Raw genomic sequence first — 21499 nt, 5'->3', positions numbered from 1 at the left:
CTCCAGAGCAAAAATCCGCTGAAAATCTGGAGTGCAGGCTGTTCAAGCGGCCAAGAACCCTTTTCATTAGCCATGACTCTGATGGACTATTTCCCTAATGCCCGTTTTAGCATCCTGGGTACAGATATTGATGTCAATGTACTACAACAAGCCAAAGACGGCCTCTATAAACAAAATGATTTTGCGAGTACTCCACCTGAAGTCCTGCAAAAGCATTTTACCCCATCTGACAAAGGGTATCAAATCAAAGACCAAGTTAAACGCCAAGTCACCTTCCAACACCAAAACCTGCTAACTGATCGTTTCCAATCGGGTTTTGATTTTATCGCCTGTCGAAATGTCGTAATCTATTTCACGGACGAAGCCAAAGAAATGCTCTATAAAAAATTTACAGATGCCTTACGTCCCGGCGGAATCCTTTTTACCGGGAGTACTGAACATCTCTTTGGGATGAATCACCTAGGCCTCAAACCTGTATCCTCTTTCTTCTACCAGAAACAATAACCTTTTCTAAAGCAAGAGTCTCTAACTCCGCTGAGTTAGAGACCCTTGCTTTAGACTTTCTCATTCCTCAAAACAACCAGACGATTGCGTAATAATTCTACCAATTTCCGGGTCTGTCATGACGAATATCTAATCTTTTATAATGCTTATCCCATGTCACTACATCCTCAGGAGGGTTAGCTTTTGCATGTGCCGCAATGTAAGCATCCACAAAATCAACCTTTTTGGTGGAAAAATCATGAAGTGATTGTTGTACGACAGATTTTTCATCAGTTTCAACGCCAATAGCATTAGTAAACTTCAACAAAACATCCGCTATATCTGATGGGTGTGCTTCGTAGAAGGACTCTAATACCCAGCAACACTCGGCTACAACTAAGGCAGACAAGCGTAATACTAATTCTCCCATCTCAACTTTTCGAATCATTTCTTCAGCTTCTTGGGCTAACTCTTTGGGATCTCCCGTAATAATTCGGATGATTACGTTTGTGTCCAACCAAAGTCTCCTCGCCAACTATTCTTCCCCCCCGTCCTTTAACTCCTTTTGGGCCATCTTTTCATACGCCTCTCTCCTGATTTCATCAACTGGTTTAAATGATTTATGTGTTTCTAGAATGCCAAACAGTTCTGAAATACGTTGTCTCTTAACAACTTCAACCTTAACTTCACCGTTTTTCTCAGCAATAAATGTCAGCTGATCTCCCTCACCAAGACCTAGCATTTTCCGTATTTCTACAGGAATAACTATTTGACCACGACTAGATATTCTGCTAGTAGCTTTTATCACGTCATGTGCTTGATCGCCAGAAAACTCCATTCCGCTCATATTCGATCCTCCTTACTTCATCCATTTTCTTACTCAAATAATAATCTTACCACTTTACATTGTCAAATATATATAATAATCTTACACGCTAATAGCAATAAAGCGAATGCAAACGCACAGAGCCTCCGTCGGACCCCAGCCCAGAGGGTGTTTCTCTGCTTAGAGAAGCACTTTAGTGGAATTGCGTCAATGAGCGCAGTAGGATACACAGAAACTTCCTCCCCACTAAAAAAGGGTCTCTCACTTCATTAAGTGAGAGGCCCTTGCATCATCATATCTAAACTAAAATTCTTATTTCGAGTCTAAGTTGTAGGACAAACCCTTTCATACTGTTGAATAAATTCTTCTAGGGGATATGTAACCCCTTTACCTTGTACTTCCAACGATACCTGTTGTGCCTTTGGATTATAACCGATGAACTTCATTCCCAGCAGTTTGGCCATTTTAGATAATTCAATCCGTGCGCCTCGCCCAAAGTCCTTAAATATCATCCAACACACGCCCCTTTTTTTGTCTTTTATGACTCCAAAAAGATATAGGATTATAATTATCATATCTTATTCAACGTGAGCTTGCAACTTTCTTTTCAGGATATAAAGGTTTACAATTTCAAATAATATCTAAGTATTAAACCTCTGGTCTCTTGAGAATTTGAACCTTTTACTTCTCTGGCTATGACAATTTCTTATTTCTTATTTCTGGCCTCTGACTTCTGACCTCTGTGTTATGCCCCCCATAGTCCCAAAATGCTAATCCCTGCTAAAATAAGACAACTTCCCAGTATCTTGGCGAGCGTAAGATTTTCGTGAAGCAGAAGAGTCCCATACAGTATGGCAATCACATAGCCTAATGCTACAAGCGGATACGCATAGCTAAGCTCCCAGCGTGAAATTACTACAAGCCAGAGAATAGAGCTCACCCCAAAGCACATAAAACCCAGGAAAATCGCCGGGGTTAAGATAATCGATCCTAGTTGTCGCCAAATCCCTGTTACCGATACTTTTCCATAATGCAGCATTCCCAGACGAAATAGAAATTGCCCTGAGGCCCCCAACACTATTGAAACCAAAGCAACAAATAACGGACGTACTTCTGAAATAAGATTCATACAATTAGAACTCCTGAAGCCAAATTCTTTAAAAACTAAACTTGCCTATAGTTTGATACGATCTATATTGATACGATTTAGGTTTCTCGAAATACTGTTCCTTTATGCAATGAGAAGCTTAATCAAATCAAGTTCCAATGCCTTAATCGATTTTCACATTCGCTCCAAGATAGCTTAAACTATGAATTCACTCCATGGTTTAATCATATAAACCTAGAAAATTAAAAACTGGCAGGTACATACCTGCCAGTTTTTGTCAGCTTAAAACGTTGTTTAGTTTCTCATAAGTAAGCGAAGTCAACCTATAAGCCGAGTTCTGTTCCTCCGTATGGAGGTGATGATCATCTGTCTCGAACCGCCGTTACCGACGGCCTCTAGCGACCTTACCCGGGAACGAAAACGGGCCGTTCATAGTTCCCCTATTCAGTCTTGCTCCAGGTGGGGTTTACATGGCCAGCCAGTCACCTGACTGCCGGTGAGCTCTTACCTCGCCTTTCCACCCTTACCTACTCGGAAGTCAGTCGTCGGAAACCTGAAGTCGAATTAAAATCAACTTATTCTGACCTCCGGCCTCTGACAACTGACCTCCGTTATCGGCGGTATCTCTCTGTTGCACTTTCCTTGGGGTTCCCCCCACTGGGCGTTACCCAGCACCTTGCCCTATGGAGCTCGGACTTTCCTCAGAGGCGACCTTTCGGTCCTTACCTCCGCGATCATCCGGTCGGCTTCGCTTATTTATCTTACTAAAAAAATTCGCTTAGGTCAAATGGAGAGTATTGGTTAATAGACAGCTTTGAGCTTATTCTCTGCTATTTCTTCCATTTCATCGTCAATGTCCATTAACACGGTTAACCATTTCGCACGGTTAGCATTATCTTCTGTTAAGTTCACCAAAACCTTTTCACGTTCGAGGCGTAGAATTTCTGTCCGATTCATGTTCATTCGTCCCATCACGCTCCTTTCTTTTGTTTATGAAAATTGCACTTACTCTTCGAAATACGCTTAACTACTTTCTTGAAAATAGTCTATTTTCCGACTATTCTATCTAAACTAATACTACAATATTCGACATTTAAAGTCAAGTGTTAATCCCCACTTTCACAAAGTTTTTTTTATTATTTTTTAGAGCAATGAGTATTTAATAAATTAAACGTTAATAGCCGTGAGCATTTATACGTGTGAGCAATTTTCAAAAAAAGTCGGCCGCCTTTTTACAATAGCCAAGGCGACCGATTAAATGAGCTTACTCGAATCTCAATACCTTGCAGAGCTTTCTCTGCGGTTAGATACTGATACATTGCTTGAAGCATAGGTGCCTCACTAAGGAAATGCCCAAGATCGCCGACTGCCATACCGCCTTCTAGAGCGTCAAGGACAGCGTGATGGTCAACGTCTCCAGTAATCAGAAGATCCGCGCCCTTAAACAACGCTTTGGGTACAAAGCGACCTCCGCTGCCGTTGACGATGGCCACTTTTCGCACTTCCTTCTCTAACGAACCCGCCAGGCGAACTCCCGATAACTCATAGGGTTGTGCATAGATGCCGGGCTGGCTTAGATTGTCCAAAAATCTCTTCCATAAAAGACCTAACTTCTCTGGCTTTTTTAGATACCCACTTACGCCATACCCTCTCGCCGCCTCATCACGCTTGGGAATTGGAATAAGGTCATATGCCGACTCTTCCAAGATCTTCATTTCCTGCAATCCCAAGACTTCGCCAAAGGCTCGGCTGGAGGAAACAATCGATTGATCCAAATTCGTGTGAGCAGCGTAATAGCTGATCTGATGTCCTAGCAGTCGCAAAGGGACTCGAGCCGCAGCATTATCTGCTCTTAAGTTTTTTAGCGGGCGAAAGATAATCGGATGATGGGCCACGATAAGTTGGGCACCATAAGCTTTCGCTTCTTCGACCACTTCCAGGGTTCCGTCCAAGGTGATGAGGATGCGTTCGACTGAGTCTGATCCGCTCCCAACAAGTAAACCGACATTGTCCCAATCCTCAGCCCATGATTTTGGAGCTATTTTTTCGATAATCTGAGCCACTAATCCAACCGTTACTGCCATATCCGTAGTCCCTCCACTAAAGCCAATTCATCAGAAACTTCTCTGATTTTGGCTATAATCTCTACGCTCTTTGACTTTTTCATTTGCTCCTGCCGCCTTAATAACATGCCACTATATTCGTTTAAAAGGCCCCTTAAGAGGTCCGGACGCTCTTCCAAGACCAGTAGCCCAAAATGCCAGACAAGCCTATGTACTAAGCTTGAAAACTCTGCTTCGGTTGCAAGGATAACCCCGCTCTCCAGGAGTGGACGCAAACGTTGATTCCACACACGTTCTTTTTCCAAAAGTTCAGCTCTACCCCATCCTGCTTCCTTAGAATAAGCCATAATGATATATATGCGATCCTCTTCTTCCACCAATTTCTCAGCCTTGAGACGCCAGCCGCCATCCAATAATGCTAAGCGTAAGACGCCTTCTGCACCTTGCGGTTGCACAATGAGGTCGGCCACAGACTCTAAAACGTCCGGCCGGGCTGAAAGAATATCCAGCATGGTTCTTCCACCCATCCCCGCAAGGGTTAGGACATTGACTTCCTCAGCCTCGAGCGGCATTAGCCCATCACCAAATCGTACGTCAATGACAGCTTCCAAGTGTCGACCTTTGACGGCCATCAAGGCAGATTGATACGGCCCTTCATGGACGTCAACCGCCACTGCTTTTGATATCTGATCAGTCTCATAGAGGGATATAGGCAAATAGGCATGATCTGTTCCAATGTCTCCTAGTTTTGCACCCTTGGGAACAAACGAAGCGACCGTTTGCAAACGTGGACCGATACTAACTGATATCGTCATTGTGCACCTCATTGGCCACAAAACTGTTAATAGCTAAAGCTGTACTCATAAATACTCTTCCTTCCTGTATTTCCGCTCTTTTTACTTTATAGGGTAACCAAAACAGCTTAATTGGAGTAGTTTGTCTGAGAATACAAAATCAAGGGTAGTAGTTGACCTTGCGATCCTACAACCCTTGGTATATCCATTAGCTTGGTGGGCGATACTGGTCTCGAACCAGTGGCCTCATCCGTGTGAAGGATGCGCTCTACCGCTGAGCTAATCGCCCATATCGTTGTTCGTGGTTCGTGGTTCGATAACCATACAAACAAGAACTTTGAACCTTACATTTCGTTTTGTTTTCCACCGATTCGAATTAAGCTTCGAACTTTAACAATAACATCTTACATCCTATAAAAAATACCACAGTTTTTGGTGATAGTCAACATTAATCACTTATAAATCGGTACTCTCTAAGGCAACACGAGAACATTTTTTGCTCTTGACCCACTCAACTAAGAATAGACTATCTTCCGCCATAGTGCAAAACTCTCGATTTGCTTATTACTTAGATAGATCGACCAATTTCGATTGGACAAATATAGTAGCAACTAATCTTTAGATGCGCTTTCCTATATCTAAGGAATTGGAATTAACCGTCAAATTTACGTTTGGGGTTATTGTGAACCGAAGGATTAATCTATCATTTTTTGATAACCATAAAAGGGAACTAAGTGCAGTTCCCTTTTATGTCTCCATAATCTTATTTACCTTCCCATTTTTCCCTTGGAACCCATCATGGTTCTGACTCTTGAATTTTGGCCTGATTGTTGAGTTGCACTAGAAGTATTCACCGGATTTGACCTGTATGTTCCACTCATTACTTGCTGTGAATTAATCATTGGTCCATTCATGGGAGTACTCACAGGCATCGTCTGCATTTGAGTATACCCCGGCATGTTTTGTATCTGATGATTGGGTTCGTTAGGACTCGTTGGAGTACTAGGGTTTATCTGGTTAGTCTTAGGAGTTGTTCCCTGCAAGTCTCCTGAACTTGTGACATTGGTAGGAGTCATATATGAAGTTGCGCTGGAAGGTTGCGGCAATGTGTTGTGGGCATTGCTCCCCGTGGTAGCAGCATTCACGATCCCCGCCACCCCTAATACTAAAGCCATTGACAATGTCGCCACTAATGCTTTCTTTTGCATGCTACAATTCAATCCTTTCTAACAAGATTTAGATAATGTTTAAAATTTAACGCCATTGTAATCCAGTATTATTTTCTGTTTGCCTCTCACCTCCTGTTGTCACCACAGTATTCGCAGTCCCCTTCGATTCTCGGGGGGTAGGTTTATAACTAAACTTTTTTAAGGTACCCCCTAAAATTCAAGATGCCTTTACGAAACTTTGTACTAGGTGGAGGGGTTGAAGTGCAAGAACTAACAATTCAGCAAACTTTACAAGCAGCTAAAAAGGGAAACAAACTTGCTAGAGAAGAATTTATTGAAAATCACAAACCCTTGATCTTGAAAATCAGCTCAAATTTATGTAAGCGATATCTGACTTGGGGACATGATGAAGAACTAAGCATCGCCTTAGTAGCTTTTAATCAAGCAATCGATGACTATGACCCTGCCCAGGGTGCCTCGTTCTACGGGTTTGCTAAAACTGTCATAACACGACGACTAATCGATTACTTTCGCAAAGAGTCAAAACATCAATTACTCTCGCTTACCCCTTCAGAGTCTGACAACGACATCGATCACCATTATGCTTCCGAAGCGTCTTTGGAGATATATAAAGAGAAAGAACAGCATAATGATTTTGCCGAGACGGTTAAGAGCTATATTATCGTTTTAGACGAATATGGAATAACCTTAGAAAATTTAGTGGAAGTCTCCCCTAAACACCGTGACAGTAAAGCAACACTCTATAAAGTGGCCCAAAAACTATGTTCTCAACCCGATTTGCTGCAATACCTATCCAAGAATAAATGTTTGCCTCTCAAAGAATTAGAGCTTCTTACCGGAGTAAAACGCAAAGTCCTGGAAAGAGGGCGCAAATATCTGATTGCCACAGTTCTAATCCTATCCGATCCTGAATTCAGATCTTTAAAAAACTTTACACAAATAGACTCGATAACTACGCGAAAGGGGTTAGCGTAATGGCCAAAACCAGAGGCATTGTCATGAAGACCTCCCAACATAACACTATCCTTTACACTGAATACGGTGACTATTTGAAAATCAAAACACCGCTTGCTGCTCCCCTTCTCGGACAAGTTATGGAAGTGGATCTGCCTCTACGGAAAGCTATTAGTCCAAGCTTCCTAAAAATAGCTACGATTGCAGCTATGCTGCTTCTTGTTTTGGGTGTAAGTGTATTTAACATTGTCTCCGGCGCCAATACCGCCGTAGCTGCTGTTGTAATGGATATAAATAATAGTAAGGAACTTTTGGTTAACTCTGATGCCAAAGTTCTTAAGGTGATTGATTTAAATCAAGGAACTCAAACTTCACCATCTGAGCTTAAGCTTCTAGGAAAAGACATTTATACATCTGTTGCCCTAATGGTAGATCAGGCCAATACTCAGGGAGGCTTTAAACAAGGCAAAAACCCGGTCATGGCAAGCATTATCCCCCTTGACAACCGTCAGGCAGATATCGTTGATCAAGCTAAACTCCGTGACTCTATTAGACGCCTCATGCTTGAGAAAAATATTTCTTCCGACTTGATGGTAAGCACGACAGATGAAACCACACAAAAAACCGCTCAAAACCTAGGGATGAGTGTGAACAATTATTTAGTGTATAAGGGTTTAATGGCTAATGGGTTCGTTGTCAATCCAAAAGGTTCAGGTTATAACAACACTCTTCATATGTTGACAGAGGCAAATACTACCTTAGACTCACTTTTCCCAAAAGAATGTGTGACAGTAAATCCTCAAAGCGAGACACCTCAAGAAACACCTAACGCGATGGGAACTCCGATGACTGGCAAAAATATGCCTAACACCCCGCCCCCTACCAGTTACCCAATGCCCAACAGTTCTCCAAAGAACATTACACCCTCGGTCCCCCTACCCGAGCAAGATAATATGCCTGTTAACTCAGGCTCCGGAAGTCATGGTATGATGCCTTAAATTTCAAACGAGAGTCTTTCACACACAAATAGTGAAAGACTCTCGAAATTCATCAGAAATTCATAACTCATTCACAGCAAAATCGAATTGATTTTCTATACTTGAGATATGAAGCAAGGTTATAATTAGAGGAGGAAAAATAATGAATAAGACAAAATGGATTATAGGACTCTCAATAGCTAGTATAATTGCCCTTTCAGGTACTGTGTTCGCTATGAACTCTGGGTCATATGCCACCAAACCAGTAAGACAAAATACCGTTTTATCAAATTCCGTTAATAAAACCGCCAATCTAGGAACAGGCACTGGCACTGATACCGACGGAAGCAGCGCGATTAATAATAGTTCGCCAACAACAAGACAAGCCCCAAGCACTTCACCATCTTCAAGTGACAGTAGGCCAAATAACATGATTACGTCAGGTTCTAATGGATTCGCCGGAGGTTATGGAATGGGTGGTTACGGTACTAATGGAAATGGTGGAGGCAACGGTATGATGGGCGGCTACGGTGCTAACGTAAACGGTGGAGGCTACGGAATGATGGGTGGCTACGGCGCTAACGGAAACGGTGGAGGTTATGGTATGATGGGCGGTTACGGTTCTAGTGGATACGGCGGAGGATATGGCATGATGGGCGGTTATGGTTCTAATGGAAACGGTAATAAGTAATTACCCAAGTACGATACATTCACTGTTGGTTTCTTGGTTACAATGATGTACCATGTACCATATTCTTGATAAATGGAAAAGGAGTTTGTTTCTTGATGAGAATCTTACTCGTTGATGATGAAAAGAAAATCATCACAGTTCTTAAAGCTTACCTGCAACAAGAGGGTTTTCAGGTTACTACTGCCTTAAACGGGCTGATTGCCCTGACCCTATTTAAGGAGAACCCTTACGATCTAATTATCCTCGATTTGATGCTGCCCGGTATGTCCGGTATAGAGATTTGTCGTGAAATCCGTAAAGTATCCTCCGTCCCTATCATAATGCTCACTGCAAAAATCGAAGAAGAAGACCGTATTCAAGGCTTGGGCATTGGTGCAGATGATTACATTACCAAGCCCTTCAGCCCACGCGAAGTAGTCGCTAGGGTTCGTGCTGTTTTACGTCGGGTGAATAACGAAACCACTCCACTTGCAGACATGATTTCCTATAACAACGGTCTGACTATAGACAATATTCAACATGAGGTTCGCCTTCATGATCAAGTAGTTCCACTCACGCCAACCGAGTTTAAGATCCTGGGGGCCTTGGCTAAGCATCCTGGACGGGTATACTCCCGTGGACAGCTGGTTGAAATTGTTCAAGGACATGACTTTGAAGGAGATGATCGCGTGATTGATGCTCATATTAAAAAAATCCGACAAAAAATTGAGCTTTCCCCAAGTGACCCGCGTATTATTCTCACTGTTTACGGAGTCGGCTATAAGTTCAATCCCAATCCGGAGCTGTAAGATGCGCAAAAAACTATTTTTGTCCACAATCATAATCGCACTGATTACTGTTACCCTTAGCATGCTAGCTGTTGAATTTGTCTTTCAGCAACAATTTAGCAACTATCTTACTACGACGAATGAGAGAACTATAGAGCAGCTGCCTTCACGCCTAAGCTCCCTCTATCTGAGTAAGGGTTCTTGGAATTCTGCCTCTTTAGAGGAAATCAGCAATACCCTTCCAGCTGGCACGACGGTTACCTTAACCGATCCCAATGGGCGACTCATTGCCACCTTAAATAATCCTATGGCAGGAATGATGCAAGGGCAAAGCAGTGCAGGAATGATGGGTATGATGGGCACGATGGGTTCATCGAACAATATGAGTTGGAAAACAAAAACCATCACTGTGTCTGGATCAAATGGAGTTATTGCAACAGCTCTCGTACGCTACCCGTCCACGGCCCAGATTCTAAATCCCCAAGATGTCCTCTTCCAATCTTCAGTATTTCGTTCACTTTTAGTTGCCGGAAGCTTGGCCCTATTATTAGGAATGATCCTCAGTTACTTTACCAGCCGCCACCTTGTTACTCCTCTTCTGAGCTTAACCCGAGCGGCGGAACGAATAGGACAAGGACATCTCAAAGAACGAGTTTCGACTCGATCACGTGATGAAGTTGGTCAATTAGCGAACGCCTTTAATATCATGGCCGACAACTTGGAGCGGCAAGAAACCCTGCGCAAACAATTCACAGCCGACATCGCCCATGAGCTCCGTACTCCTTTAACTTCCATCAAGAGTTTTATTGAAGCGTTTCAGGATAACGTTCTCCCGGCTAGCCCGGAGAACCTCACCTCCATTCATGAGGAAATTGACCGTTTAGTTGACTTGTCCAGTGACCTAAAAGACTTAAATGTGGCGGAAATGGGCACTTTAACACCCATCTTCGAACCAGTAGACTTGAATCATTTGCTAGAAAAAGTGATTAATAGCCTTTATCCGCTAATCCAAGAAAAGCAATTAGCCCTGAATTGGAACGCTCCTCCGGAGCCCGTGACAATATCTGGAGACGGACGGCTTTTAACCAGGCTTTTTTACAATCTTATTCACAATGCCTATCGATACTCAAATGATAGCGGTAAATTGATCGTCAGGCTTACATCAACACCAGATTCTGCGGTAATCGCTATTAAAAACACAGGCCCCGGCATTCCGGAAAAAGATCTGCCCTATATCTTCGAGCGATTCTACCGCGCCGATAAATCCCGTACCCGGGAAACCGGGGGAACCGGAATTGGTCTGGCCTTGGTCCAGCAGATTACAAACCTCCATAAAGGCACCATCACTGTGCATAGTAATGTTGGGCAAGAGACTGAATTTATTGTCAAACTCCCTAATGAGATAAAAGTGGCTGAGAAATAGATACTCAGCCACTTTTATTGAAACATTTATATCGAATTAATTACACATGTCAAAAATATGGTGCTTTAGGGTAAAAAAGGTCAGAGTCTTAATTTTTTCGGCCTAATTCTAAGAGCATAGATTGTACATAATTCTGATCACTACAATGAAAGACAAAAAAATGACTGAGCTGCCTCTAATTCGTCAGCCCAGTCTAATTATTATGTAGCGCCCTTCGGCAAAATATGGCAAATCCAGCAGTTAGGATTTACGGCTGTATGATCATGGCATGAAACACAGAACTGATCAGACGTTTTTAAAGCCGGATCATAATGACAATTTAAGCACGTTTGAAGATTATTTTCGAATGACTTACCTTGACTATTAATATATACCCTTTTGCCCTTGCGTACGGCTTCATCTCTCCATTGGTTCAGCAGAATCATATGATTAGCCTTCATCCACTCTGCAGGCTCAACACACTGCTTAACCGCTAATTTCTGGATAGCTGGAGTATTCATATTTATTACAGGTCCCTTGCCTGATTTCCTTATGTTATAGAGGAACGGTAAGCTGACTATAGCAACAAAGACAACAAGTGACGCAATGATTTTTCCCAATTTGTGCATTATCCATTAGCCTCCTCGTATTTAGGTTCACACTTAGTCATTAGTCGATGCCTCTCTTTCTACACCCACAATATAAATTAATGTCTCAGCTCTTATTTCCTTACTTTACATATTATCTCTGACTATGAGGCCTACTATGTGGAATTAGTTTTCTAGGTGCGATAGCCTAAAAATAAGTTCTCAGCCTCTGTACGGACACACACCTGCCTTCTGTGATCTTACGGACTATAACTTTTACAATTAATGGCGTTGTTTTCATTACACTATGTCGGTAGCGGTTTACACCGTGGAATGTTTGTTTAGAACCCTCTTATAAAGGACCTATGAAAAACTTATGAATTTCCTACACTCCCTGAATTGCCATGCCTCCATGCCAAATCATAAAGACTTCGGTGGGATGGAGGGAATAATAACCCTATGCTAAAATGAAAGACACCCATTGCCAAAAATGTACAGATATGTGCCGTAAGTAACTATTAATTCCGGATATTTTCCCTATAATTGAAGAAGATAAATAAGATTAAAATTATAGTTAGAAATGGAGGATCATTAAATGCCTATTGTGACTAATGCCACTGCATCAATTCAAGCTTGTATTGATGCATGTAACGCCTGTATGCAAGCCTGTGAGGAATGTTACACCGCCTGTTTTAACGAACCTGATGTGGAAGCCCGCATCCGGTGTATCCGAACACTTAGGGATTGCGCTGATATCTGTTCCATGTCATCCCAATATATGTCCAGAAACAGTGATTTTTCCGCTCAATTGTGCGCAACTTGTGCCACAATCTGTGATTCTTGTGCTACCGAATGCTCCAAAATGAAAGACACCCATTGCCAGAAATGTGCAGATATGTGCCGTAAGTGTGCTGATGAATGCCGAAAGATGGCATCCCAATCCCAAGCGGCGAGGTAAGTCTGATTGTGAGAATCCGGCAATTTCCCTCCCTCAATGGGCATAGTCTCCACCTTCTAATGTAAGGATTCTACCTCAAGGTGGACACCCGTGCTCTTGGCTATTGGTTGGCAATCGCCATGCGTGGCGCACCTAAAGAAGGACCCTGAATTGAGAATCAGGGTCCTTCTTTACAATTGAGGTTCTTGGAAGAATTTATCCTTTACTCAGGATATTCTCAGAATCACAGTGCCGCCCTTGCCCGAATCGACAAAAACCGTCCCCTTGACATGGATATTTTGCAATGTTTCGTTATCTGCTTTCAACAGCCGAGTCCGACATTACAGATGTTCCTCCAAGAATTCCAGGATTCTTTAGAACTATGTCTGTCTGGATAAACCCTTTAGTACCGTCTGGAACGGCTTCTTTATTTGCCAGCACAATCCACCGCCCGATTTAGCCGCCATAGGAGCACCTGTCAGCGAGTCTAGGTAATAATAACAAATGAAATATTCGATACTCAAGAACAGCAAAAAAATAAAGGGGACAGTGACTCTCTAAGGAGCCTCTGCCCTTATCTTGTTTCTGCTGGCAGTCTTTCTTTTACTTCACTTCAACTGTATTTAGTATCGGACCGTGCCAGTTTTCAAACCACACTTGGCCTGTATATCCATTAACGTCAAGTTCTGCATAATCTTTGCCATCTTTTTGAACCATATATTCGCCGCAACTTCCCTCCTAAGAAAAATGTTAAAGGGCAGTTCACCCTTTATTGAGCTACTGCCCTTTTGAAATATAATTTATACTCATTTCCCTTCTAAATCTTGTTTGCGCATTTGATATTCCGCTGAATCGATCTCTCCACGTGCATAGCGTTCACGCAGGATGTCTAAGCCACTATTGTGCCTACCCAATCCACCGGTATGAACTTGAGATGTATTACGACGAAACAAATAGATGCCTAATAGAATGATCCCTATTCCGAAGATAAGCGGCATGATCATTCCCATCCATCCATAACCACCATATCCGTAACCACCGTTTCCCCAGCCACCCATCATATTTCCCCATCCACCCATCATGTAAATTCCTCCTTCAAATAATTTTTACCTAAATTACAGCTAGAAAATAATCTTTACCAAAAGTTAATTTCTATTCAAATCAATCCAAGAACTATATTATAGCTTTTTCATGATAGTATACTTTTGTCCCGTCAGTTCTTGCTTTCTCTCAAGATAGTCCTCACTATTAATCTCGCCCCGGGCATATCGATCATTCAAGATATCCATTGGAGTATGCACCTGAGATTCATGGTTCATGTGGCACGCCCCTCCAGCATTGGATGAGTTAAACAAATAATATGCTACGAAGACTAGTATAATTAAACCAAACATCATTTGTGACTCCCCCTTTCATCAGTTATTCCGTTACATTTGACAATCACATCATATTGCCACCCTTGTTCAGTCAATCTTCATTTTGACGTTTTGTAGCTTTGCTTCATTAATTTACTGACCTTCTATGTTCTTAGTGTAACTCAGGGATACGATCTTCTCATGAAAAAGTTGTGAATTTCTCATGAATTTTGAGGTGTATCGCTCATCTAAGCCAAACTTTGTTTACTATTTTTAATGTAACCTCGTATTGGTCACTCTACAACTTGCTTGCCTCATGGTATTATTGAAAAAACTAAATAGTTTAGAATAAGTGATTCCTTCTTGAGGGAAGGAATTGAAAAGGAAAGATCCTTCCGAATAGAACTCGGAAGGATCTTTCCTTATTTTTCTATGTAATTGAACATCTTGAACATTTAATTACATTTTAGTACGGTAGGTTGGTGGGCCCACTAGGATTCGAACCTAGGACCAACCCGTTATGAGCGGGGGGCTCTACCGCTGAGCTATGGGCCCGTATAAAGGCAAGAGAAAAATGGCTCCCCGAGTAGGACTCGAACCTACAACCTACCGGTTAACAGCCGGTTGCTCCACCATTGAGCTATCGAGGAATGTCCTTTGCACGGATTATTATACGTAATTCAGACCTCATAGTCAAGTCTTTATCTAAAATTTATTGTTTCGCGCAATATTGAACCTCAATAGAGCTACCTCTTTGTCGCGATTGGTTCACTTATTCCAAGTAGTCTTTTAACTTTTTACTCCGGCTTGGATGCCGCAATTTTCGCAATGCCTTAGCTTCAATTTGCCGAATTCGTTCTCGAGTAACGCCAAATTCTTGGCCTACTTCTTCCAAGGTCCGAGTTCTTCCGTCATCAAGTCCAAAGCGTAGTCTCAGTACTTTTTCTTCACGGGGAGTTAAGGTTTCCAGAACTTCTTCCAATTGCTCTTTTAAGAGTATAAATGAAGCGGCCTCAGCCGGTGCCGGCGCGTCATCATCTGGAATAAAATCTCCAAGATGGGAATCTTCCTCTTCCCCAATTGGCGTTTCAAGTGAAACAGGCTCTTGGGCGATTTTCATAATTTCGCGTACCCGTTCGACCGGAATATCCATCACATTGGCAATTTCTTCAGGGGCGGGTTCTCTCCCTAACTCTTGCAACAATTGCCGAGAAACACGAATCAATTTATTAATCGTTTCTACCATATGCACAGGAATCCGGATGGTCCGGGCCTGGTCAGCAATAGCACGAGTAATGGCTTGACGGATCCACCAGGTGGCATACGTACTAAACTTATACCCCTTGGTATAGTCAAATTTTTCTACAGCCTTAATCAGTCCCAGATTCCCCTCTTGAATTAAGTCCAAGAAAAGCATGCCTCGGCCGACATATCGTTTCGCGATACTGACCACGAGGCGCAAATTAGCTTCTGCTAAACGGCGCTTCGCTTCCTCGTCGCCGTTCTCCATCCGTTTCGCTAATTCAATTTCTTCCTCAGCTGAGAGCAGCGGAACTCGTCCGATTTCTTTGAGATACATGCGAACTGGATCATCAATCCCAACGCCTTCCGGCACGGAAAGATCTACTTCAGCCTCTTCTTCGACTTCGTCATCCACTTCATCGACTATATCATCATCGTCATCATCCTTGGATTTCTTCAAGACTTCTTGCTCGACTTCTCCAGGCTCTGGCACCACATCTATTCCCATTCGACCAAGTTGCTGGTAGATATCATCAATTTGATCCGCGGAAAGCTCAATTCCTTGGAGAGCATCCATAATTTCTCGATAGGTTATGGATCCTTTCTTTTTGCCTTTCTGAATGAGGGCTTGGACGTTGTCCATTTTTTGCTCATCGTTCATCTGTCCCCCACCTTCCCTCGGATCATTCTTTTGGGTGCCTTTAACCTTGCTATTCGCCACGTTTCAACCGCTCTCCTATCTCTTTCAACAGAGCCATGGCCCCTGCCATGTCACCGGATTTTTCTAAAGCCGCCATGCGGGCTTGAAGATCCTCTACTCTTTCTTCTGCTTGCGTAGAAAGAATCTCCTTGATACAATCATCTAAGAGCCGCTCGGTTTGGGATATATCTAACTCTTCCAGGAGCAAGCTAGCTAATCGGCTTTGAACCGTTTCATCGCTATGCGCAGGCAGTCCACCATCCTGATCGAGATAATCAAAAATTTGTTGATGTGTCAAAACCTTCCAGAAGGACGCACCCAACTTAGCCTTAATTTTTGGCAAATGCGCAATGTCTTCTAATAGCATGCGCAGAAGAGTACGCTCTGCTCGATAAACACCTAAATTAACTGTCGGTATAGTGTGTGCCAGATTATCTTTACATATAATGGTATCAGTAATATTATCTCTATTTTTACCAGAATTAATCGGTTTTTGTGGAGAATATTCCTGTACACGGTCTTTTTTAGGTTTTTTCTGATCCTGAGTGGCAATCTCGCGTTGCACCGCATCCAATGTAAGTCCAAGTTCCAAACTTAATAACCTCTCATAACCTTCCCGTTCAACTGGACTGGCAACTTTCAAAATATCTGGAGCGAGTTTAATGACTAATTCCGCCTTTTCATGAATGTTTTGAGGTGGTGTTTCCCGGACTAATGTCCGATACTTGAATTCGACATAGGTTAAAGCTCCTTTTAAAGCTTTGTTAAAATCCTCGACACCGTAACTTTTCAAAAACTCATCTGGGTCCTTTGCTCCAGTTAATGTTAAAACATCCACGCGAATTCCTGCATCACGGAGAATATCTCCCCCCCGCAAAGCAGCTTGAATTCCTGCTGTGTCGGAATCATAGAGGAGAACGACCCGCTGTGTATACCGTTTTAATAGTTTTACCTGATCTCGTGTTAAAGCTGTCCCCAAGGAGGCCACCGTATTCGGAAACCCAGCATTCTGGAGTGCAATAACGTCCATATACCCCTCAACCATTATGGCAAATCCCGCTTCACGGATTCCTTGATGAGCACGATGCATCCCATAAAGGTGATGCCCTTTATTAAAGAACGGAGTCTCTGGAGAATTTAGATACTTAGGAAGTGAATCATCCAGCGCTCTACCACCAAAGGCAATCGGACGGTTGTGGCGATCCAGTATACTAAAAAGGACGCGATTTCGGAAACGATCATAAAATTTCCGTCCATCTCTACCCTGCGTTTCCTTTTCAATAACTAGTCCTGTTTCCGCCAATTCATGCGGCTGAACTCCGCGTTCCTGCATGTAATCTAATAACCCATCCCAACGTTCTGGAGCATAACCTAAACGAAAACTTTTCATCGTCTCCAAGTCGACTCCGCGCTTAGTAAAATAGAGACGTCCAGGTTCTCCTTCTGGTAACCTCAGCAGAAGGTCATGAAAGTAACTTGCAGCCCATTCGTGAATTTCTTCAAAGCGTCGTCGCAGGCGATTTTCTTCTCTTTCACGAGGAGACATTTCCTTCTCAGGAAGTGACACTCCACATCTGTTCGCCAAGTTCTTAACGCAATCCACAAAGGACCAATTTTCCTTTTTCATGACAAATGTAAAGACATTTCCTCCAACGTGACACCCGAAACAATAAAACATTTGTTTCTCGGGGGTTACAGTGAAACTAGGCGTGTTTTCGGAATGGAAAGGACAAAGTCCCCAATAGTTTTTCCCTTTACGCTGCAAGCCGACATAGTCAGCTATAACCTCAACGATATCCGTGCGCAAACGCACTTCCTCGATAACCTCTTCCGGGATAAAATCGTCATGAATTCTATTGTCCACGTTTTTTCGCCTTTCGATTCTCAGCCACAATTAATTTAGTTTGTCAACCCTTGTCATATACAATTCTTCGCCGAAAATTCATAAAATCCTCTTTTTAAACCTCTTATCATTGAATCAGTTTTTAGAAAGGGTTAAAATACTGTTTCGGAGTATAAATTATTCTCCTTATTCGATAACAATACCTGCTTTCTTCGACAATTATTTTACTAAGAATTTGCCGGACTCTTTTCCAAAGAGAGAAGAATACCCTGCCAAACCCTTTCCCGTACTGCAAAAGCATGTTACTATATAAGGAATAAACTGTGTCCTAAGAATGAACCGAATTCTGATGATTAGGCAACTTGTGCTCTCCAAAACGTATACATTCTGACTGATACAAATAAAGAACTTTATGAGAAAGGTGAATACTTTATGTCTAGACGTACATTTAAAACGCTCGCCCTAGCAATCGTCTCTCTATTACTTATCGGGACTTTTCTGATCAGTTATAATTTTTCTAAAACACAAGCTCCCAAACCATCGGATAACACTCCAACTCCAAGCTCTGGAACAACCCCAACGCCTCCCCAACAGAACAATTCCTCTGAGACAACTCCGCACTCCGTAAAGTTAACCCTTTATTTTCCCAATTCGGATGCTAGTGGATTGATCTCCACAACTCGAACGGTTAAAGTGGCTGATGAGGAAGTTATTAAAGCAATGTTTACAGAGCTGGCCAATCCTCCTTCCGGATTGCAAAAACCACTTCCTGAGGGGACGACCCTGCTAAGCGCGTCTGTGAAAGATAACGTAGCAACAATTGATCTATCCTCAGAATTTAGAAAGAACTTTGGCGGAGGATCCGCTGGCGAAGAAATGACTATTTATAGCATTGTAAATACCTTAACGACCCTTCCTAACGTTCACAGTGTGCAATTTCTCTTAGACGGGAAAAAACTTGATGGAATTCTCGGGAACCTTGACACTAGTGTACCGCTTCAGCGAAATGATGGCTTACTTACCAAAACAAACTAGTCAACAAAAGAACGTCTATTCGAGTCAGGCGCTCCTAAAGAAAACTTGGCCGGTGCCCACGAAGACACTGTCTTCGCACGTATCAACCCTTCTTGCAGACACTGTCTTCGCACGTATTAGCCTTCCTGTCAGCCTTGGCGAAGGCGGTCCCTTCTCGCCATCCATGGCTACAGGGACACTCGGCCATCCATGGCCAGCGGCCGCCTTAGTTGCACATATGCTTCCAGAAAGTATGGAACTAAAAGTTATACTTTCTGACTAGTCCAACGCTAGACTTTCATGTGTCGTCTCTTTAGTTTACTTCTGTTACTCGCAACTTATACTTTCTAAGGGTCATTGGTATAAAGAAAAGTGGTTGAGAGCCTAGCTCTCAACCACTTTTTTCTCCTGTTATCTACAACTATCTATTGTTAGAAAACTAGCGCGGAACAAACAATCTCTGAAACAGATCAATCGCATAATTATCTGTCAGCCCAGATATATAGTCAGTAACCGCCTGAGTCTCGTCTCCGTTAGCCCAAATCAAAAAATCTTGGGGCAGTTTGGACGTATTTTGTCGATAATATTCATAAAGCGCTTGAACAATGTATTGCCCTTTACGCCGCTCTTCGCGCAAGGTCGGGCTATTATATACTCTGGCAAACATAAATTGCCTAAATTCGTGCATCGCACCACCGACCTCGCTGGTCTGTTCAATATGGTTTTGTCCATGAGACGCCTCAATCATATCTATAACCATCGTAGTAATCATATCGCTTGGTTTAACCCCCAGCGTGTGCTTAACAATCTCCGGCAGGTCACTTGGGAGAAGTAAACCGGCTCGCAAAGCATCATCGTAATCATGACAAAGATAAGCAATGCGGTCTCCAGTTTTCACAATCTGCCCTTCAAGAGTCTTGGGTATACCATCTCCGGTATGATGTAAAATTCCATCCAGAACGGGTTCGGTGAGGTTCAACCCCTGACCATCACGAGCTAGTACTTTCAAAATACGAATCGACTGCTCATTATGCTCGAAGTGCTTAATGATTCGCCGCAAAGCCTCCTCCCCTACATGCCCAAAGGGAGTGTGCCCCACATCATGCCCTAAAGCAATTGCTTCGATGAGATCTTCATTCAATTGCAACCCCCGAGCGATTGTCCGGCATATTTGGGATACTTCTAAACTATGCGTCATACGAGTTCGATAATGATCCCCCGAAGGAGCGATATAAACCTGAGTTTTATGTTTTAGGCGACGGAACGGCTTGCTATGTAATATCCGGTCTCGATCTCGTTGGAATTTAGTACGAATCGGACACTCTTCTTCCAGGCGCTCGCGCCTGGCATCCTTGCTTTTAGCAGCATGAGGCGAAAGGCGCTCCTCATCTTTCTCAGACCGCTCACGGATGTTCTGAACTTCAATCATCTTCCCCCCCTTTCCTCATGCAATCCCTCAACCCATCATGCATTAAGCGTTCACTCAAAATTCATTTATACTCCTTAAGATATTAATTAAGATTATACCAAATTATGGTACGATGGCAATCACTTTTACTCTGCTATTATATTCTACCATGCTGAACAAACAATTAAGGCAAGAACTCAGCTTTTTCAAGCTTGTTCTTGCCTTAATTTAGGTGCTCGTCCTAGTTCCATAATTTTTTATACGGTGTTTCTATATAGTCACCTTGTCGTCTTTCACTTGGATAACATGCGTACCTTTGGAAACCCACTGCCAGAGGAGTAAACTTAAAAGTCCGAAAATCAAGTTTAAAGCTCCCAGGACCCATATCCGATTTGCCCAGCTAAAGGAAATAAGCATCATGCCCACGCTTCCCATAATGGTAATAGAACTACTCATCAGAGAAGAGGCTGATCCCGTATCTGTCTTTTGCTGTTCAAGCATTAGATTGGCACTGGGCGGACCGATGACACTTCCTGCCAATGTGGACGGAAGCAACGAAACAGCAAACCACCAGGGGCTTAGATTTCCCAAAATGCAAACAAGCAGCCCGCTTAGGGAAAGTGCCAAGTAACATACACTTATCATTGTCCTGCTATTAAACCGACTGGAAAGCCTCATATAAAGCATAGGGCCTAAAACCATGAACACAGCATTCCCAGCAAAGAAATAGCTGTATACTTTGGCACTTAAGCCAAATTGATCGATATAAATATAGGATGACGTTGAAATGAAAGCCATTAAAGGTATTGAGCGCAGAGAAAAAGTAACTAACAATGAAGTAAATCCAGGATTCTTTAGCACTACCCCGAGTCGGGAAAGGGACTGTAGAGTGTTTCCCGTGCTGCGATGCTCTATAGTTTCTTCCATGGCAATGGCACAGGCCAGCGCTAAAATTCCTGCGCCGGATAAAGTCCAAAAAATTCCCCGCCAGGATGTTACCCCTAAGACAAAGGCACCGATAACCGGGGCGATAATTGGAGCAATCATCATCATGGAAAACACAAGCGCCAAAACAGCTTCCCGCTTTCGCCCCTCGTAGACATCCTTAACAACCGCTGAACCAACAGAAGTGGCGGCCCCACTGGCAACAGCCTGCAG

At 42.9% G+C, this 21499-nt stretch carries 24 protein-coding genes, 3 tRNA genes and 1 other RNA gene; 9 read left to right on the top strand and 19 right to left on the bottom strand.

Annotated features, from left to right (window positions below; translation table 11 throughout):
• Positions 1–504, top strand: a 504-nt coding sequence (locus DOT_RS03875; protein ID WP_009614441.1) for a protein-glutamate O-methyltransferase CheR, incomplete at its 5' end; no start/stop codon positions are given.
• 97 nt (positions 505–601) lie between these two features.
• Here DOT_RS03875 and DOT_RS03870 read toward each other — a convergent pair.
• The 10 genes from DOT_RS03870 to DOT_RS03835 form a co-directional block, all read right to left on the bottom strand.
• Positions 602–1018 (bottom strand): PIN domain-containing protein, encoded by a 417-nt coding sequence (locus tag DOT_RS03870; RefSeq protein WP_040411167.1) that lies wholly within the window; start codon positions 1016–1018, stop codon positions 602–604.
• Complete coding sequence (locus DOT_RS03865) at positions 1019–1330, bottom strand: AbrB/MazE/SpoVT family DNA-binding domain-containing protein (RefSeq protein ID WP_009614439.1); 312 nt, start codon at positions 1328–1330, stop codon at positions 1019–1021. It lies immediately after the preceding gene.
• Positions 1331–1632: 302 nt separating this feature from the next.
• Complete coding sequence (locus tag DOT_RS03860) at positions 1633–1821, bottom strand: hypothetical protein (RefSeq protein WP_009614438.1); 189 nt, start codon at positions 1819–1821, stop codon at positions 1633–1635.
• Positions 1822–2054: 233 nt separating this feature from the next.
• Positions 2055–2438: an EamA family transporter gene (locus tag DOT_RS03855; RefSeq protein ID WP_009614432.1), complete on the bottom strand. Its 384-nt coding sequence runs from the start codon at positions 2436–2438 to the stop codon at positions 2055–2057.
• Positions 2439–2727: 289 nt separating this feature from the next.
• Positions 2728–3167, bottom strand: an RNA gene (gene rnpB / locus DOT_RS27665) — RNase P RNA component class A.
• 51 nt (positions 3168–3218) lie between these two features.
• Entirely contained in the window at positions 3219–3374 is a 156-nt protein-coding gene (locus tag DOT_RS30950) for a hypothetical protein (RefSeq protein WP_192807796.1), read from the bottom strand.
• Between the two features lie 275 nt (positions 3375–3649).
• Positions 3650–4501, bottom strand: a complete 852-nt coding sequence (locus DOT_RS03850) for a Nif3-like dinuclear metal center hexameric protein (RefSeq protein ID WP_009614426.1) — start codon at positions 4499–4501, stop codon at positions 3650–3652.
• Positions 4492–5295 (bottom strand): class I SAM-dependent methyltransferase, encoded by an 804-nt coding sequence (locus DOT_RS03845; protein ID WP_009614424.1) that lies wholly within the window; start codon positions 5293–5295, stop codon positions 4492–4494. The genes DOT_RS03850 and DOT_RS03845 overlap by 10 nt, the downstream gene beginning before the upstream one ends.
• A gap of 193 nt (positions 5296–5488) precedes the next feature.
• A tRNA-Val gene (locus DOT_RS03840) sits at positions 5489–5563 on the bottom strand.
• A 478-nt stretch (positions 5564–6041) separates the two neighbouring features.
• A complete protein-coding gene (locus DOT_RS03835; RefSeq protein WP_009614422.1) occupies positions 6042–6482 on the bottom strand; it encodes a hypothetical protein in 441 nt (146 codons plus the stop codon).
• Positions 6483–6704: 222 nt separating this feature from the next.
• On the opposite strand from DOT_RS03835, the gene sigI reads away from it, so the two are divergent.
• The 5 genes from sigI to DOT_RS03810 all read left to right on the top strand — a co-directional run bounded on the left by sigI (position 6705) and on the right by DOT_RS03810 (position 11276).
• Positions 6705–7439 (top strand): RNA polymerase sigma-I factor, encoded by a 735-nt coding sequence (gene sigI / locus DOT_RS03830; protein WP_009614421.1) that lies wholly within the window; start codon positions 6705–6707, stop codon positions 7437–7439.
• Positions 7439–8416, top strand: coding sequence for an anti-sigma factor domain-containing protein (locus DOT_RS03825; RefSeq protein WP_009614420.1), 978 nt, complete (start codon positions 7439–7441; stop codon positions 8414–8416). The genes sigI and DOT_RS03825 overlap by 1 nt, the downstream gene beginning before the upstream one ends.
• A gap of 142 nt (positions 8417–8558) precedes the next feature.
• Positions 8559–9086 carry a hypothetical protein gene (locus DOT_RS03820; protein ID WP_050809821.1) on the top strand — a complete coding sequence of 176 codons (528 nt, stop codon included), beginning with the start codon at positions 8559–8561 and terminating at the stop codon, positions 9084–9086.
• Between the two features lie 95 nt (positions 9087–9181).
• Positions 9182–9874 carry a response regulator transcription factor gene (locus tag DOT_RS03815; protein WP_009614417.1) on the top strand — a complete coding sequence of 231 codons (693 nt, stop codon included), beginning with the start codon at positions 9182–9184 and terminating at the stop codon, positions 9872–9874.
• Between the two features lies 1 nt (position 9875).
• Positions 9876–11276 (top strand): ATP-binding protein, encoded by a 1401-nt coding sequence (locus tag DOT_RS03810; protein WP_009614416.1) that lies wholly within the window; start codon positions 9876–9878, stop codon positions 11274–11276.
• Between the two features lie 200 nt (positions 11277–11476).
• Here DOT_RS03810 and dsrJ read toward each other — a convergent pair whose 3' ends face one another.
• Positions 11477–11884 carry a sulfate reduction electron transfer complex DsrMKJOP subunit DsrJ gene (gene dsrJ / locus DOT_RS03805; RefSeq protein ID WP_009614415.1) on the bottom strand — a complete coding sequence of 136 codons (408 nt, stop codon included), beginning with the start codon at positions 11882–11884 and terminating at the stop codon, positions 11477–11479.
• A gap of 553 nt (positions 11885–12437) precedes the next feature.
• Between dsrJ and DOT_RS28275 the strand changes: the two genes are divergently transcribed.
• Positions 12438–12800, top strand: coding sequence for a four-helix bundle copper-binding protein (locus DOT_RS28275; protein WP_083823933.1), 363 nt, complete (start codon positions 12438–12440; stop codon positions 12798–12800).
• A 785-nt stretch (positions 12801–13585) separates the two neighbouring features.
• Here DOT_RS28275 and DOT_RS03795 read toward each other — a convergent pair.
• The 6 genes from DOT_RS03795 to dnaG all read right to left on the bottom strand — a co-directional run bounded on the left by DOT_RS03795 (position 13586) and on the right by dnaG (position 17940).
• Complete coding sequence (locus DOT_RS03795) at positions 13586–13858, bottom strand: SHOCT domain-containing protein (protein WP_139024119.1); 273 nt, start codon at positions 13856–13858, stop codon at positions 13586–13588.
• Between the two features lie 99 nt (positions 13859–13957).
• The gene (locus DOT_RS03790) at positions 13958–14176 is read right to left on the bottom strand and encodes an SHOCT domain-containing protein (protein ID WP_009614409.1); all 219 of its coding nucleotides are present in this window, start codon (positions 14174–14176) and stop codon (positions 13958–13960) included.
• Between the two features lie 438 nt (positions 14177–14614).
• Positions 14615–14689, bottom strand: a tRNA-Ile gene (locus DOT_RS03785).
• A gap of 20 nt (positions 14690–14709) precedes the next feature.
• Positions 14710–14784 (bottom strand) — tRNA-Asn (locus DOT_RS03780).
• Positions 14785–14906: 122 nt separating this feature from the next.
• Positions 14907–16097, bottom strand: a complete 1191-nt coding sequence (gene rpoD, locus DOT_RS03775) for an RNA polymerase sigma factor RpoD (RefSeq protein WP_040411164.1) — start codon at positions 16095–16097, stop codon at positions 14907–14909.
• The gene (gene dnaG / locus DOT_RS03770; protein WP_009614406.1) at positions 16087–17940 is read right to left on the bottom strand and encodes a DNA primase; all 1854 of its coding nucleotides are present in this window, start codon (positions 17938–17940) and stop codon (positions 16087–16089) included. The genes rpoD and dnaG overlap by 11 nt, the downstream gene beginning before the upstream one ends.
• A gap of 411 nt (positions 17941–18351) precedes the next feature.
• On the opposite strand from dnaG, the gene DOT_RS03765 reads away from it, so the two are divergent.
• Both DOT_RS03765 and DOT_RS30205 read left to right on the top strand, forming a co-directional pair.
• Positions 18352–18954 carry a GerMN domain-containing protein gene (locus DOT_RS03765; protein ID WP_009614405.1) on the top strand — a complete coding sequence of 201 codons (603 nt, stop codon included), beginning with the start codon at positions 18352–18354 and terminating at the stop codon, positions 18952–18954.
• Positions 18926–19216 (top strand): hypothetical protein, encoded by a 291-nt coding sequence (locus DOT_RS30205; protein WP_207637026.1) that lies wholly within the window; start codon positions 18926–18928, stop codon positions 19214–19216. Before DOT_RS03765 ends, DOT_RS30205 begins: the two co-directional genes overlap by 29 nt.
• Before the next feature lie 156 nt (positions 19217–19372).
• Here DOT_RS30205 and DOT_RS03760 read toward each other — a convergent pair whose 3' ends face one another.
• Both DOT_RS03760 and DOT_RS03755 read right to left on the bottom strand, forming a co-directional pair.
• Positions 19373–20362 carry a deoxyguanosinetriphosphate triphosphohydrolase gene (locus DOT_RS03760; RefSeq protein ID WP_009614403.1) on the bottom strand — a complete coding sequence of 330 codons (990 nt, stop codon included), beginning with the start codon at positions 20360–20362 and terminating at the stop codon, positions 19373–19375.
• Positions 20363–20611: 249 nt separating this feature from the next.
• The coding region (locus DOT_RS03755; protein WP_009614401.1) for an MFS transporter at positions 20612–21499 on the bottom strand (888 nt) is incomplete at its 5' end.

The sequence above is a fragment of the Desulfosporosinus sp. OT genome (assembly GCF_000224515.1).
Lineage (GTDB): Bacteria > Bacillota > Desulfitobacteriia > Desulfitobacteriales > Desulfitobacteriaceae > Desulfosporosinus.
The sequence above is the reverse complement of the archived record's forward strand: the minus strand, read 5'-3'. Positions and strand labels throughout refer to the sequence as shown.

Coding starts and splice junctions, on each gene's coding strand:
- DOT_RS03865 (WP_009614439.1), bottom strand. CDS start 1,330: ATGAGCGGAATGGAGTTTTCTGGCGATCAAGCACATGACGTGATAAAA.
- DOT_RS03860 (WP_009614438.1), bottom strand. CDS start 1,821: ATGATATTTAAGGACTTTGGGCGAGGCGCACGGATTGAATTATCTAAA.
- DOT_RS03855 (WP_009614432.1), bottom strand. CDS start 2,438: ATGAATCTTATTTCAGAAGTACGTCCGTTATTTGTTGCTTTGGTTTCA.
- DOT_RS30950 (WP_192807796.1), bottom strand. CDS start 3,374: ATGAATCGGACAGAAATTCTACGCCTCGAACGTGAAAAGGTTTTGGTG.
- DOT_RS03850 (WP_009614426.1), bottom strand. CDS start 4,501: ATGGCAGTAACGGTTGGATTAGTGGCTCAGATTATCGAAAAAATAGCT.
- DOT_RS03845 (WP_009614424.1), bottom strand. CDS start 5,295: ATGACGATATCAGTTAGTATCGGTCCACGTTTGCAAACGGTCGCTTCG.
- DOT_RS03835 (WP_009614422.1), bottom strand. CDS start 6,482: ATGCAAAAGAAAGCATTAGTGGCGACATTGTCAATGGCTTTAGTATTA.
- DOT_RS03825 (WP_009614420.1), top strand. CDS start 7,439: ATGGCCAAAACCAGAGGCATTGTCATGAAGACCTCCCAACATAACACT.
- DOT_RS03820 (WP_050809821.1), top strand. CDS start 8,559: ATGAATAAGACAAAATGGATTATAGGACTCTCAATAGCTAGTATAATT.
- DOT_RS03815 (WP_009614417.1), top strand. CDS start 9,182: ATGAGAATCTTACTCGTTGATGATGAAAAGAAAATCATCACAGTTCTT.
- DOT_RS03810 (WP_009614416.1), top strand. CDS start 9,876: ATGCGCAAAAAACTATTTTTGTCCACAATCATAATCGCACTGATTACT.
- dsrJ (WP_009614415.1), bottom strand. CDS start 11,884: ATGCACAAATTGGGAAAAATCATTGCGTCACTTGTTGTCTTTGTTGCT.
- DOT_RS28275 (WP_083823933.1), top strand. CDS start 12,438: ATGCCTATTGTGACTAATGCCACTGCATCAATTCAAGCTTGTATTGAT.
- DOT_RS03795 (WP_139024119.1), bottom strand. CDS start 13,858: ATGGGTGGATGGGGAAATATGATGGGTGGCTGGGGAAACGGTGGTTAC.
- DOT_RS03790 (WP_009614409.1), bottom strand. CDS start 14,176: ATGATGTTTGGTTTAATTATACTAGTCTTCGTAGCATATTATTTGTTT.
- DOT_RS03765 (WP_009614405.1), top strand. CDS start 18,352: ATGTCTAGACGTACATTTAAAACGCTCGCCCTAGCAATCGTCTCTCTA.
- DOT_RS30205 (WP_207637026.1), top strand. CDS start 18,926: ATGATGGCTTACTTACCAAAACAAACTAGTCAACAAAAGAACGTCTAT.
- DOT_RS03760 (WP_009614403.1), bottom strand. CDS start 20,362: ATGATTGAAGTTCAGAACATCCGTGAGCGGTCTGAGAAAGATGAGGAG.